We start from the raw sequence: 12,564 nt of genomic DNA on the forward strand, positions 1-12,564 counted from the left end.
AGCGGCTACCGCTACCCGCGAGCGGCTACCCGCCACCCGCGAGCGGCTACCCGCCACCGCGACCGGCCACCGGCTACCGCCACCGGCGACCGGCTACCCGCGAGCGGCCACCGGCTACCCGCGAGCGGCCACCGGCTACCGCCACCCGTGACCGGCTACCCGCGACCGGCCACCGGCCACCGCCATCCGCGACCGGGCACCGCCATCCGCGACCGGGCACCGCCATCCGCGACCGGGCACCGCCACCGGCGAGCCGTGCTCGAGCCCGCGATATCGCGGTATTCGATCGACGGGCACCGAGTCGCGAATTAGAGTCGGAACCCATGACCGCAGGATCGTCGAACCAGCCCGTTGTCACGCTGCGGGACAGTCTGCGCACCGCACTGAAGACCGCGATGAAAGCCAGGGACCGCGGCGCGATCTCGGCACTGCGATCGGCGCTGGCCGCCATCGACAACGCCGAAGCGGTCGACATCGGCGATGTGCGAGCCGGGGCGTTGGAAGGCAGCGCCGTCGGTCTCGGCGCCGCCGAGGTCCGCCGCCGCGAACTCACCGAGGACGACGTCGTCGAGATCGTCCGGCGCGAGATCAACGAAAGGCGCATCACCGCAGGGGAATACGACCGCCTCGGGGCGGTGGACCAGCGCGACCAGGTGACCACCGAAGCCGACGTACTCAGCGCGTTCCTCTGAACATCCGGGCCGATCGGCTCACCTCACGGTTCCACTGGGCAACGTCCGGAGGTAGCGGTGGGCGAACCAGCGTTGAGCCAGTCGCGCGATCGGCCCGCCGAGACGGGTGTACCAGGCGGCCGGTGTCGAAAACGCCGTGATCAGTCCATACACCGTGTCATCGGCCGGGTCGTATTCGACCGCGAACAATTCCTCACCCCGTTCGGGATGCCCTGGCAACGTGCCGTAGGCAAACCCCCTACGGTTCGGATCGTCGAGCACATAGACCACCCGGCACGGCGCGTCGATACCGAATGGTCCGGCACCCAGCCGCACCATCAGTTCGGTTCCTTCCCGGGCTGTTTCGGTGTTGGCACGCTGAAAGATGCCGACACCCTTCTGCATTCCGAAGCCGAGGACATGACTCGCGGCGCGATCGAACAGGTCGCGACCGTGTCCGATCGGGCGCCGGAGCCGGAACCGGTGGTAACCGGCGGGCAGCGTGGGCGCGCGGGTGGCGCCGACATCGGGGTAGGTGAAGGGCATCGAGTCTGCGGGCACAGTATCGATTGTGGTCGCGATCCGACGCGGTGAGGTACCGGGTCGTCGAGGTCACACTGCCGGATCCAGGGGTTTGAGGCGCACCGGGACCTCGTGCAGGAGACCCAAGGGGTCGATGTACTCGCGGCGGCTGTGGATGCTGGATTCGCGGCGCACACCCCAGTGCAGACAGGCCGGGGCCGGGCAACCATCGTGTCCGGCAACCAGGGTGCCGATGGGGGTGCCGCGGTGCACCCGGGCGCCCACCGAAACGTGCGCCCGCACCGGTTCGTACGTGGTGCGCAAGCCGCCCTCGTGATCGATCGACACCACCGGTTTGCCCGCGACAGTGCCCGCGAAGACGACGATTCCGTCGCCCGCCGCGAGAACTGACTGCCCGTCGGTACCAGCGAGGTCGACCCCGCGATGACCCGGCAGCCAATTGTGCTCCGGCTTGTCGAAAGGCCGCTCCACCGTCGGTCGCGGGCGCAGCGGCCAGCCGAACGGTCCGGTCTCGGCGGCTCCGACCGGCGCCGCCCCGGTCATGATCACCGTCAGTACGAGAACGGTGCCCGAAATCCAGGCATGCGATCGGATCCGGCTCGCCATTGTCGAGCACCTCAGCGATGAGGGCGTGGCGCGGGCACACGCTGCGGCAGCAGCACGCGCGCGAGCTCACGCAGGGCCGCGGGCAGTTCAGCCGCCGAACCACTCCCGCCGCGTGCGCGCAGGCGGATCTCGAGCTCGGGCTCCGAACCGCGCGACTGTCCCGGCCTGCCCCGCTGCTGAGCCGGTGCCGCCGATCCGAGGTCGTGCACCGAAACACGGACCTGAACCGGGACCGGAACCAACAACCCCTGCGGAACCTGCCCGGGTCGCAGAATCGGCGCTTCACCGCAGGGACCAGGTCGCTGCACCGGCACGCCGCCTTCGGCCGGACCTCCAGGACCGCCACATACCACCGAACCCCGCCGATCGAGGCCTCCCGCGGCCCCGGCGCCGACAGCGGCACACGGCCGACTCGCAGCATGATCTCCGACGTCGCCTCCTACCGGCCCACCCACCCCACCGGCCCCCGATTTGTCGGCGCCGACACCTCCCGCCGCTGCGCCGACAACCGGTCGCCCGGCGGCGTCGTTCCCGCCGTCGGCACCGACCTGCCCACTGACGGCGCGGCCACCACTTGGCCGTGGCGCGATCGGCACCACGATCACCCCGGCATCGGCGGGCACGGGCGCGATTCTTTCGCCAGGCGATGGCGGCGCGATCGGCACCGATCCGGGGACCGCCGCCCGCGACGGCGGAAGAATCACTTGCCCATGGCTCGGTGGCTGCGCGAGTACCGGCCCCGCGCACACCGGGCCCGGGTGCCCGGCGGCCGGTGCCGCGACCCCCACCGCGCAGAGGAGGGGGAAGGTGACGATCAGGATGCGCGTCGATGTGTTCATGGCATCAACTGTCGAGCTCGCGATCCCGGAGCGGGACAACGATTTCCCGAATGTGGACAACGTCGGCACATGTGGATATCGCGCATTTCAGCACCGAAGTTCCCGGTCGACGAGCGGGGCGATTTCGGCCTTGGCCCGGCGCCGCGTAGACTGAACAAGCGGTTTGTGCTCAGCAGCAACACGTGTGCACGGCACGGACCGACTTCGCGCGCCACCCGTGCTCGTCCATCCGGTCGTCGCTCGCAACGCGGACGGTCCGAGAGGGCATGTCAGCGCGAGTTCTCCAGCGGATGAACAGTGAAATCTCCGGCTGGTCCCGATTCAGCGAATCGGGTCCGGTGGTTTCGGTGGCGCCAGGGCAGTCGATCGCCGATCGGCTGCGACAACCGGCAACGAAAGAGAGTACGGGAGCTATGGCTGTCGTAACCATGAAGCAGCTGCTCGACAGCGGCGCGCACTTCGGGCACCAGACTCGTCGGTGGAACCCGAAGATGAAGCGGTTCATCTTCACCGACCGCAACGGCATCTACATCATCGACCTGCAGCAGACGCTGACCTACATCGACAAGGCCTACGAGTTCGTCAAGGAGACCGTCGCCCACGGTGGCACCGTCCTCTTCGTCGGCACCAAGAAGCAGGCCCAGGAGTCGATCGCGGCCGAGGCGACTCGCGTCGGGATGCCCTACGTCAACCAGCGCTGGCTGGGTGGCATGCTCACCAACTTCTCGACCGTCCACAAGCGCCTGCAGCGCCTGAAGGAGCTCGAGGCCATGGAGCAGACCGGTGGCTTCGAGGGTCGCACCAAGAAGGAAATCCTCATGCTCACGCGTGAGATGACCAAGCTGGACCGCACCCTCGGTGGTATCCGCGACATGGCCAAGGTGCCCTCGGCCATCTGGGTCGTCGACACCAACAAGGAGCACATCGCCGTCGGCGAGGCCCGCAAGCTGAACATCCCGGTCATCGCGATCCTGGACACCAACTGCGATCCCGACCTGGTCGACTACCCGATCCCGGGTAACGACGACGCGATCCGTTCCGCCGCGCTGCTCACCAAGGTCGTCGCCTCCGCGGTGGCCGAGGGCGTGCAGGCCCGTGCGGGCCGCGCTTCCGGCGACTCGAAGCCCGAGGCCGGTGCAGGCGAGCCCCTCGCCGAGTGGGAGCAGGAGCTGCTGGCTCAGGCGACTCCGGCCGCCGACGCTCCCGCCGCCGAGGCCCCGGCCGCCGAGACCCCGGCCGAAGCCGCCGCCGAGGTGAAGGCCGACCCGGCCCAGCACACCCCGGCCGACTTCTGAGCTGATCGGTAGCACACTGTTCACCTTGCCGACCCGTCTGAATTCAGACGAGGTCGGCAAGGTGGCCTAGATACCGAAGAACAACTTGCCTGGCCCCGGCCGAGAACGCTCGCTTTCCCTGGGTTTCTCGGCCGCCTCGATCTGGACTGACCAGAGGGTGCGACGAAGGAGTACCCGCCGGGAGGGAAGATCGAGGCCCCCCGGGCCGAGAAACCCCGCGGCGCCAGCCGCCAAAGACACAGGAGGCTCGCCCCCGATGGCGAACTACACCGCTGCTGACGTGAAGCGGCTCCGTGAGCTCACCGGCTCCGGCATGATGGACTGCAAGAACGCGCTGGCCGAGACCGACGGCGATTTCGACAAGGCCGTCGAGGTCCTGCGCATCAAGGGCGCCAAGGATGTCGGCAAGCGTGCCGAGCGCGCCACCGCCGAGGGCCTGGTCATCGCCAAGGACGGCGTCATGATCGAGATCAACTCCGAGACCGACTTCGTCGCCAAGAACGCGGAGTTCCAGGAGCTGGCCGACGCGATCGTCACCGCGGCCGCCGCTGCCAAGCCGGCCGATCTGGACGCCCTGAAGGCGCTGAAGCTGGACAACAGCACCGTCGACGAGGCCGTGCAGGCGCTCGCCGCCAAGATCGGCGAGAAGCTGGAACTGCGTCGCGTCGTGTCCTTCGACGGCCCGGTCGCCACCTACCTGCACAAGCGTGCCTCGGACCTGCCGCCCGCCGTCGGCGTGCTGGTCGAGTACGAGGGTGACGGCGACGCCGCCGCCGAGGCCGCGCGCGCCGCCGGTATGCAGGTCGCCGCCCTCAAGGCCAAGTACCTGACCCGCGACGAGGTGCCCGCCGACGTCGTCGAGAACGAGCGTCGCATCGCCGAGCAGACCGCGCGTGAAGAGGGCAAGCCCGACGCCGCGCTGCCGAAGATCGTCGAAGGCCGCGTCAACGGCTTCTTCAAGGACGTCGTGCTGCTCGAGCAGGCCGCCGTCACCGACTCCAAGAAGACCGTCAAGGCCCTTCTGGAGGACGCAGGCGCGACCGTGAAGCGTTTCGCGCGCTTCGAGGTCGGCCAGGCCTGATCAGGCCACCCGACGCCCCCGATGCGCTCAGCATCGGGGGCGTTTTGCCGTGTGCCGCCGCCGTGCGGACCGACCGGGCGCGGGTTGCGCGCAAGGGGGTCTTGTGTGGTGGCGGTAACCGGATAAGGCAGGATGGATGCCGCTCTGCCTTGCTGTGCGGCCTGCTCCGCGCGCCGCAGTTCGAACCGATCTCACCTCGCCGAAGGAGACGAACACCCATGACCGACCCGGGTAACGACCGCCCTGGATATCGCCGGGTGCTGCTGAAGCTGGGTGGGGAGATGTTCGGTGGCGGTGGCGTCGGGCTCGATCCCGACGTCGTGCAGACCGTGGCCGAGCAGATCGCCGAGATCGTCGAGACCGGCGTGCAGGTGGCCGTCGTGATCGGTGGCGGCAACTTCTTCCGCGGCGCCGAGCTCGAGGAGCGCGGCATGGAGCGCGCCCGCTCCGACTACATGGGCATGCTCGGCACCGTGATGAACAGCCTTGCGCTACAAGACTTCCTACAGCAGCAGGGGGTGGATACGCGCGTGCAGACCGCCATCACGATGGGTCAGGTCGCCGAGCCGTACCTCCCGCTGCGCGCCAAGCGACACCTGGAGAAGGGGCGCGTGGTGATCTTCGGCGCCGGTATGGGCATGCCCTACTTCTCCACCGACACCACGGCCGCGCAGCGCGCGCTCGAGATCGGCGCCGACGTGGTGCTGATGGCCAAGGCTGTCGACGGTGTCTTCGACGCCGATCCGCGCGTGGAGAAGAACGCGAGCATGTACACCGAGATCACGTACAAGGAAGTTCTCGAGAAGGGCCTGAAGGTGGCCGATGCCACGTGCTTCAGTTTGTGCATGGACAACCAGATGCCGATTCTGGTGTTCAATTTGTTGACCAAGGGCAATATTGCCCGTGCGGTGGCCGGTGAACACATCGGCACCTTGGTTCGGTCCTGACCCCGCACTCGCGGACGATGACGATGACGACGCTGTGGAGGAACCGGTCGTGATTGATGAAGCGCTCTTCGATGCCGAGGAGAAAATGGAGAAGGCCGTCTCGGTGGCGAAGGACGATCTGGGCAGCATCCGCACCGGGCGCGCCAACCCGGGCATGTTCACCCGGGTCCTGGTCGACTACTACGGCACGCCCACGCCGATCACCCAGATGTCCAGCATCACCGTGCCCGAACCGCGCATGGTGGTGATCAAGCCCTACGAGCAGAGCCAGCTCGGCCCGATCGAGAACGCCATCCGCAACTCCGATCTCGGCGTGAACCCCACCAACAACGGTGACATCCTGCGCATCACGGTCCCGCAGCTCACCGAGGAGCGGCGCCGCGAGATGGTGAAGATGGCCAAGGGCAAGGGCGAGGACGCCAAGGTCTCGATCCGCAACGTCCGCCGCAAGGCGATGGACGAACTGAGCCGGATCCAGAAAGATGGCGAAGCGGGTGAGGACGAGGTCGGGCGCGCCGAGAAGGAGCTCGACAAGACCACCGCCAAGTACGTGGGCCAGATCGACGAATTGGTCAAGCACAAGGAAGCCGAACTGCTCGAGGTCTGAGCGCAGATCTCGCCAGTCCCGCTTGTGCGGGGGATGAACGGAACGACGAGTTGAGCGACGGGACAATCGTGGCCGAAGACGCCGCCGCCACAGGTGCGGCACCGGAACCGGAATCGATGCCGGACACGGTCGAGGCGACCGGCGCGGCCGCGGCGCGGGTTGAACCCGACGGTGCCGCGGCGCAGCCGCAGGCTCCGGCATCGCGGGCAGGTCGCAACCTGCCCGCGGCGCTGGCGGTCGGGTTGGGCCTCGGGTTGTCGCTGATCGCGATCCTGCTGTTCGTTCCGAAGGTGTTCATCGGTGTCGCCGGTGTCGGCGTCGGCGTGGCCATGTGGGAGGTCACCAAGCGGCTGCGCGAAGCCGACGTCCTGGTGCCGCGTGTCCCGTTGCTGGTCGGCGGGCAGGCGGTGTTCTGGCTCGGCTGGCCGTGGGGCGCGAGCGGGGTACTCGGCGCGTTCGCCGCGACCGCGCTGACCTGCATGGTCTGGCGCCTGTTCGATCACGGCCTGAGTACCGCGCCGAAGAACTTCCTGCGCGACACCGCGATCGCCGTCTTCACCCTGTCGTGGATCCCGCTGCTCGCGGCGTTCTCGACGCTGCTGCTGCTCGAACCCGACGGCAACCTGCGGGTGCTGACGTTCATGATCCTGGTCGTCTGCTCCGACGTGGGCGGTTATGTCGCGGGTGTGCTGTTCGGCAGGCATCCGATGGTGCCCGCGATCAGCCCGAAGAAGTCGTGGGAAGGGTTCTGCGGTTCGCTGGTGTTCAGTGTGATCGGTGGCCTGCTCACCGTCACGCTGCTGCTCGAGGCCAATTCGATGATCGGTGTGGTGCTCGGTGTCGGCCTCGTGGTCGTGGCGACCCTCGGCGATCTGATCGAGTCGCAGATCAAGCGCGAACTCGGCATCAAGGACATGGGTACCTTGCTGCCAGGCCACGGCGGCATCATGGACCGGCTCGACTCGATGCTGCCTTCGGCGTTCGTGTCCTGGCTGGTGCTCAGCGCGCTGATCTAGCGGTCACGACTGCTTCTTGGCGGCATGGCGCAACTGCAGGATGCGTACGCTACCGAGCAGGCCCATCACCAGCGCACCCGCGATCACCGACAGCAGCACGGTGATGCCGAGCGGCAGCTCGAAGCTCCAGAACAACAGTTCCACGCGGGCCTTGTCGAGGTTCTGGATGATGAAGACAAGCAGCACGATGCCCAGCAGTGCCGCGGTGAGCAACCCGATCCAGGTGTAGCCGGTGCGCGACCCGTGCAGCGCGTCGCGGGCGCGGCCGACCGGTTCGACGGTCCGGTCGTGCTTGTCCGACTTGTCGGTGCGACCGGTGGACGCCGGGTCGTGCTCGGCCGGTGAGGCGCCGGATTCGGCGTTGGTGGTCATGCCTCGATCATGGCCGACGGCTATCACTCGCGCACGCATCTTCTCGATAACAGCGACCGGCGTGGCGGCCGCGACGCGGCGTTTGGGACAATGGTGGAATTATGGCCACCTCCCTGCCCCTCGTCTTCGATGCCCCGCGTCGCGGTATGCCCCCGCGCCACCTCGCCGATCTCGACGCGGACGAGCGCAAGGCCGCGGTGCAGGAGCTCGGCCTGCCCAAGTTCCGTGCCGACCAGCTGGCCCGCCAGTACTACGGGCGCCTGCAGTCCGACCCCGCGCAGATGACCGACCTGCCCGCCGACGTGCGTGAGAAGGTGGGCGAGACGCTGTTCCCGCCGCTGCTGGACGTGGTGCGCCACCTGGCCTGCGACGAGGGCGACACCCGCAAGACCCTCTGGCGCGCCCACGACGGCACGCTGCTCGAGAGCGTGCTCATGCGCTACCCGGACCGCAACACGCTGTGCATCTCGAGCCAGGCGGGCTGCGGCATGGCCTGCCCGTTCTGCGCGACCGGCCAAGCGGGCCTCACCCGTAACCTGTCGACCGCGGAGATCGTCGACCAGGTGCGCGCCGCGGCTGCCGCCCTGCGTGACGGCGAGGTGCACGGTGGGCCCGGCCGGTTGTCCAACATCGTGTTCATGGGCATGGGGGAGCCCCTCGCGAACTACAAGCGAGTGGTGAACGCTGTTCGCCGGATCACCGCGCCCGCCCCCGACGGTCTCGGCATCTCGCAGCGTTCGGTGACGGTCTCGACCGTCGGGTTGGCACCCGCCATCCGCAAGCTGGCCGACGAGGACATGTCGGTGCGGCTGGCCGTCTCGCTGCACACCCCCGACGACGAACTGCGCGACACTCTGGTTCCGGTCAACAACCGCTGGCCCATCTCCGAGGTGCTCGACGCCGCCCGCTACTACGCCGACAAGTCCGGCCGCCGCGTCTCGATCGAATACGCGCTGATCCGCGATGTGAACGACCAGCCCTGGCGCGCCGACATGCTCGGCAAGAAGCTCCACAAGGCCCTCGGCCCGCTGGTGCACGTGAACCTCATCCCGCTCAACCCGACCCCGGGCAGCGAATGGGACGCCAGTCCGAAGCCGGTCGAGCGCGAGTTCGTGCGCCGGGTGATCGCCCAGGGCGTGTCGTGCACGGTGCGTGACACGCGCGGCCAGGAGATCGCCGCGGCCTGCGGCCAGCTCGCCGCCGAGGGCTGACCCGAAACTGTTGCGGCCCAGGCGTTATCGTCGTGGGACCGCAATGATGCGCGGGTCCGAGATCGTTGACTATGGCGCGCGGAACAGCCTCTGTCACAGTCACTCTCGAACTCGAAGCGGGCAATGCCTCGCTGATGACGCTCGGCAAGATGCTCGGGCCGACCGGTGTCCCACCGTTCGAGGTCAAACGGAAATACGATGCGGCGACGGCGGATCGGCGCGGGGAGATCATCCCCGCCGTCATCACCATCGATGCCCGCAAACGGTGGACGATGCGGCTCAAGACGCCGCCGACCGCCTCGCTCATCAGGGCCGCGCTCGGACAACCGGGTTCGCCGCAACCGGGGCACAAGGCGGTCGGGGCGCTCAGTCGGGACCAGGTGCGCCGTATCGCGATTCGCAAACTGCCCGACCTCAACACCACCGACGTGGACGCGGCGATGCGGATCGTGGCCGGGACGGCGCGGTCGATGGGGGTGCGGGTGGAGGACTGACCCGGCCGCCGACGCCCGGTCGTCTGCACTAGGTTGGATCGGTAATCGATCGGTGCGACAACGGGGGATCATGCTAGCGACGGGGGACGTCTTCGCCGGGTACGCGATCGAACGGCAGCTCGGTCGTGGCGGGATGGGGTCGGTGTACCTCGCCCGCCATCCTCGGCTGCCGCGCCAGACCGCACTCAAACTGCTGAATCCGGAACTGTTCTCCGACGACGAGATCCGGGCCAGGTTCGAGCGGGAAGCCGATCTCGCCGCACAACTCGACCATCCGAACATCGTCACCGTGTACGACCGGGGAGTCGACGACGGACGGCTGTGGATCAGCATGCAGTTCGTCGACGGTGTCGACGCCGCAACCATCGAGCACCCGGTCCCGGCCCCACGCGCCCTGCACATCATCGAGGGCACCGCCGCCGCACTCGACCACGCGCACCGCAACGGCGTGCTGCACCGCGACGTGAAACCGGCCAACATCCTGCTGGCCGACGCCAACGGCCCGGAGCGGGTGCTGCTCACCGACTTCGGTATCGCGCGGCCCCGCGACGACGTCCACCACCTCACCCAGACCGGCACCTTCACCGCCACCCTGGCTTTCGCGTCCCCCGAGCAACTCACCGGCGCGCCGCTGGACCACCGCGCCGACCAGTACTCGCTCGCGTGCACGCTGTACTCGTTGCTCACGGGCCGGGCACCGTACGAGGCGACGAACCCGGTGCTCGTCATCCAGGGGCATCTGCAGTCCCCACCGCCCTCGGTGCACGGGCACCGGCCGGACCTGCCCGTCGCCCTGGACGCCGTGCTGGCGCGGGCGCTGGCCAAGCGCCCGGCCGACCGTTTCGACTCGTGTGCGGAATTCGCGGCCGCGGCTCGCCGGGCCCTCACCGGAACGGGTGCGCAACCGACGGTGTTCGCGCATCGGGCCGGTCCCGCCGCTGTGCCGCGACAGTTCGTGTCGCCCGTACCCGCGCCGCCGGTCAGGCCGATGATGGCGCACTATCCGGTGCCCCCGCGGCGAGCCCGTGGTGTCGTCGCGATGATCCTGCTGACGGTGTTCGCGGTCGTCGCGGGGGCCTCGTATTGGATCTGGCAGGACGAGAGCACGTGGGTGTCGCAGATACTCAACCGTTCCCGCGCCCATCGCGACATCGCGGCGATGTCGGCGGCGTTCCCTCGGATGCTTCCACCCGGTGACGCCGACGGAGCGTCGGGGTCGAGCCCGTACCTCACCGGAGTCGGTGCCGGTGGCCGCAGTTGTGAGGCCTACGTCAACACGACCAAGCGCAACGAGTTCCAGTGGGAACTGACGTTTCGGGACGCACACGCCAAATGGTCGTGCAAACCCGCCGACCCCGACGCGACTACATTCGCCTTCTACGCGTTCCCGTCCGAGGAGTCGGCCAAGGCCGCGGTGACCCGATTCGAGGGCGAGACCAAAGACGTGGGCAGCGGAGCTTCGGGCACCCGCAGCGACGACCACCGGGCGCTGTTCCGCAAGAACCAGAACGGTGCGGATTCCTACACCATGACCGTGGTCGTCTCCACGTTCACCGACCCGGGCCGCGAACGCTGGGTGTTCCTGTTCTCGCGCGATTCGGATCTGCTCGACCAGGACCTGCCCGCGCTGCTCCGGGAACTGACGGACTTCCCGATGAACTAGCGACCGCACGGATGCCCGCGACGGCACGAACACCGTTTTGGTAGGGTCCAGCGCGTCGGACGACGAGCGAGATTCGGGGGTCAGAATGGTTTCTGACGGGACGGTATTCGCCGGATACACGATCGACCGGCAGTTGGGTCGCGGCGGGATGGGTTCGGTGTATCTGGCCAGGCATCCTCGGCTGCCGAGGTGGACCGCGCTGAAACTGTTGAATCAGGAGCTGTTCTCCGACGCCGAGATCCGCGCCAGGTTCGAGCGGGAAGCCGATCTGGTCGCCCAACTCGATCACCCCAATATCGTGACGGTGTTCGACCGCGGGGTGGAGAACGACCAGCTGTGGATCAGCATGCAGTACATCGACGGGATCGACGCATCGATGCTCGATCCGACGACGTTGCCACCGGATCGGGCGTTGCAGATCATCCGGGAGACCGCCGCCGCACTGGATTTCGCGCATCGCGCGGGTGTGCTGCACCGCGATGTGAAACCGGCCAACATCCTGCTGGCCAGGTCGAACAGCCAGGAACGGGTGTACCTCACCGACTTCGGCATCGCGCGCCTGCGGGACGACTCCGGTCACCTCACCGAGACCGGCTCGTTCACCGCGACCCTGGCCTACGCGGCGCCCGAGCAACTCACCGGTGTCCCGCTCGACCATCGCGCCGACCAGTATTCGCTGGCCTGCACGCTCTACACCCTGCTCACCGGCACCGCCCCGTTCGAGGCGCCGAGCCCGGCCGCGGTCATCACCGGGCACCTGCAGTCGCCGCCACCGCCGGTGAGCCCGCGCCGGGCCGGTCTGCCACCGAATCTGGACGCGGTGATGGCACGCGCGTTGTCCAAGCGCCCCGCCGACCGGTTCACCTCCTGCGAGGAGTTCGTCGAGGCCGCCCAGCGGGCCCTGCGTACGGGGACCACCGGTGCCCGTCCGATCGCCCGCCCACCGTCGGGGGCGCATGCGCAGCCGTTCGTCGGGATGCAGCCCATGCGGCCGGTGAACACGTCGGGCGCCGCGATCCCGAGGCCCCCGGTTCCGCAGATGGCGCCGAGGCCTGCGACTCCCGCCGCCTGGGCGCAGCCTGCGATGCGTGCGCCGATGCCGCCTCCGCCGCCGCCCGCAGGCGGTGGCTGGGGTTCGATGGTCGGGGTGTTGCTGGTGGTGTTCGCCATCGTGATCGGCATCGCGGTGCTGATCGCGGTGTTGTCGAACCTGTGATCG

15 protein-coding genes are annotated in these 12,564 nt (G+C 68.4%); 11 read left to right on the plus strand and 4 right to left on the minus strand.

Annotated features, from left to right (window positions below; genetic code table 11):
- Positions 1-323 precede the first annotated feature (323 nt).
- Positions 324-692, plus strand: coding sequence for a GatB/YqeY domain-containing protein (locus NC7_RS06935; RefSeq protein ID WP_067980516.1), 369 nt, complete (start codon positions 324-326; stop codon positions 690-692).
- 18 nt (positions 693-710) lie between these two features.
- Here NC7_RS06935 and NC7_RS06940 read toward each other — a convergent pair whose 3' ends face one another.
- The 3 genes from NC7_RS06940 to NC7_RS06950 all read right to left on the minus strand — a co-directional run bounded on the left by NC7_RS06940 (position 711) and on the right by NC7_RS06950 (position 2,029).
- Complete coding sequence (locus NC7_RS06940) at positions 711-1,217, minus strand: DUF1990 domain-containing protein (protein WP_067980518.1); 507 nt, start codon at positions 1,215-1,217, stop codon at positions 711-713.
- Positions 1,218-1,283: 66 nt separating this feature from the next.
- A complete protein-coding gene (locus NC7_RS06945) occupies positions 1,284-1,820 on the minus strand; it encodes a M23 family metallopeptidase (protein WP_067980522.1) in 537 nt (178 codons plus the stop codon).
- 11 nt (positions 1,821-1,831) lie between these two features.
- Complete coding sequence (locus NC7_RS06950) at positions 1,832-2,029, minus strand: hypothetical protein (RefSeq protein ID WP_157101873.1); 198 nt, start codon at positions 2,027-2,029, stop codon at positions 1,832-1,834.
- A 598-nt stretch (positions 2,030-2,627) separates the two neighbouring features.
- On the opposite strand from NC7_RS06950, the gene NC7_RS28960 reads away from it, so the two are divergent.
- From NC7_RS28960 to NC7_RS06975, 6 genes are all read left to right on the plus strand, one after another.
- On the plus strand, positions 2,628-2,813 hold the full coding sequence (locus NC7_RS28960) for a hypothetical protein (RefSeq protein ID WP_157101874.1): 186 nt from the start codon (positions 2,628-2,630) through the stop codon (positions 2,811-2,813).
- Between the two features lie 259 nt (positions 2,814-3,072).
- Positions 3,073-3,954 (plus strand): 30S ribosomal protein S2, encoded by an 882-nt coding sequence (gene rpsB / locus NC7_RS06955; RefSeq protein WP_067980528.1) that lies wholly within the window; start codon positions 3,073-3,075, stop codon positions 3,952-3,954.
- Between the two features lie 256 nt (positions 3,955-4,210).
- On the plus strand, positions 4,211-5,035 hold the full coding sequence (gene tsf / locus NC7_RS06960; RefSeq protein ID WP_067980531.1) for a translation elongation factor Ts: 825 nt from the start codon (positions 4,211-4,213) through the stop codon (positions 5,033-5,035).
- 218 nt (positions 5,036-5,253) lie between these two features.
- Complete coding sequence (gene pyrH, locus NC7_RS06965) at positions 5,254-5,982, plus strand: UMP kinase (protein ID WP_067496264.1); 729 nt, start codon at positions 5,254-5,256, stop codon at positions 5,980-5,982.
- 49 nt (positions 5,983-6,031) lie between these two features.
- On the plus strand, positions 6,032-6,589 hold the full coding sequence (gene frr / locus NC7_RS06970; protein WP_067981227.1) for a ribosome recycling factor: 558 nt from the start codon (positions 6,032-6,034) through the stop codon (positions 6,587-6,589).
- Positions 6,590-6,705: 116 nt separating this feature from the next.
- Positions 6,706-7,605 carry a phosphatidate cytidylyltransferase gene (locus NC7_RS06975; RefSeq protein ID WP_067981228.1) on the plus strand — a complete coding sequence of 300 codons (900 nt, stop codon included), beginning with the start codon at positions 6,706-6,708 and terminating at the stop codon, positions 7,603-7,605.
- A 3-nt stretch (positions 7,606-7,608) separates the two neighbouring features.
- On the opposite strand, the gene NC7_RS06980 is transcribed toward NC7_RS06975, so the two are convergent.
- On the minus strand, positions 7,609-7,977 hold the full coding sequence (locus NC7_RS06980) for a LapA family protein (RefSeq protein WP_067980534.1): 369 nt from the start codon (positions 7,975-7,977) through the stop codon (positions 7,609-7,611).
- Positions 7,978-8,078: 101 nt separating this feature from the next.
- Between NC7_RS06980 and rlmN the strand changes: the two genes are divergently transcribed.
- The 4 genes from rlmN to NC7_RS07000 all read left to right on the plus strand — a co-directional run bounded on the left by rlmN (position 8,079) and on the right by NC7_RS07000 (position 12,561).
- Positions 8,079-9,188, plus strand: coding sequence for a dual-specificity RNA methyltransferase RlmN (gene rlmN / locus NC7_RS06985; protein WP_067980537.1), 1,110 nt, complete (start codon positions 8,079-8,081; stop codon positions 9,186-9,188).
- 71 nt (positions 9,189-9,259) lie between these two features.
- Positions 9,260-9,682: an uL11 family ribosomal protein gene (locus tag NC7_RS06990; RefSeq protein WP_067980541.1), complete on the plus strand. Its 423-nt coding sequence runs from the start codon at positions 9,260-9,262 to the stop codon at positions 9,680-9,682.
- Positions 9,683-9,752: 70 nt separating this feature from the next.
- On the plus strand, positions 9,753-11,345 hold the full coding sequence (locus tag NC7_RS28390; RefSeq protein ID WP_084458090.1) for a serine/threonine-protein kinase: 1,593 nt from the start codon (positions 9,753-9,755) through the stop codon (positions 11,343-11,345).
- A gap of 85 nt (positions 11,346-11,430) precedes the next feature.
- A complete protein-coding gene (locus NC7_RS07000; protein WP_084458092.1) occupies positions 11,431-12,561 on the plus strand; it encodes a serine/threonine-protein kinase in 1,131 nt (376 codons plus the stop codon).
- The last annotated feature ends 3 nt before the right edge of the window (positions 12,562-12,564 follow it).

The sequence above is a fragment of the Nocardia caishijiensis NBRC 108228 genome, assembly GCF_001612825.1.
Taxonomy (GTDB): domain Bacteria; phylum Actinomycetota; class Actinomycetes; order Mycobacteriales; family Mycobacteriaceae; genus Nocardia; species Nocardia caishijiensis.

Coding starts and splice junctions, on each gene's coding strand:
- NC7_RS06935 (WP_067980516.1), top strand. CDS start 324: ATGACCGCAGGATCGTCGAACCAGCCCGTTGTCACGCTGCGGGACAGT.
- NC7_RS06940 (WP_067980518.1), bottom strand. CDS start 1,217: ATGCCCTTCACCTACCCCGATGTCGGCGCCACCCGCGCGCCCACGCTG.
- NC7_RS06945 (WP_067980522.1), bottom strand. CDS start 1,820: ATGGCGAGCCGGATCCGATCGCATGCCTGGATTTCGGGCACCGTTCTC.
- rpsB (WP_067980528.1), top strand. CDS start 3,073: ATGGCTGTCGTAACCATGAAGCAGCTGCTCGACAGCGGCGCGCACTTC.
- tsf (WP_067980531.1), top strand. CDS start 4,211: ATGGCGAACTACACCGCTGCTGACGTGAAGCGGCTCCGTGAGCTCACC.
- pyrH (WP_067496264.1), top strand. CDS start 5,254: ATGACCGACCCGGGTAACGACCGCCCTGGATATCGCCGGGTGCTGCTG.
- NC7_RS06975 (WP_067981228.1), top strand. CDS start 6,706: ATGCCGGACACGGTCGAGGCGACCGGCGCGGCCGCGGCGCGGGTTGAA.
- NC7_RS06980 (WP_067980534.1), bottom strand. CDS start 7,977: ATGACCACCAACGCCGAATCCGGCGCCTCACCGGCCGAGCACGACCCG.
- rlmN (WP_067980537.1), top strand. CDS start 8,079: ATGGCCACCTCCCTGCCCCTCGTCTTCGATGCCCCGCGTCGCGGTATG.
- NC7_RS06990 (WP_067980541.1), top strand. CDS start 9,260: ATGGCGCGCGGAACAGCCTCTGTCACAGTCACTCTCGAACTCGAAGCG.
- NC7_RS28390 (WP_084458090.1), top strand. CDS start 9,753: ATGCTAGCGACGGGGGACGTCTTCGCCGGGTACGCGATCGAACGGCAG.
- NC7_RS07000 (WP_084458092.1), top strand. CDS start 11,431: ATGGTTTCTGACGGGACGGTATTCGCCGGATACACGATCGACCGGCAG.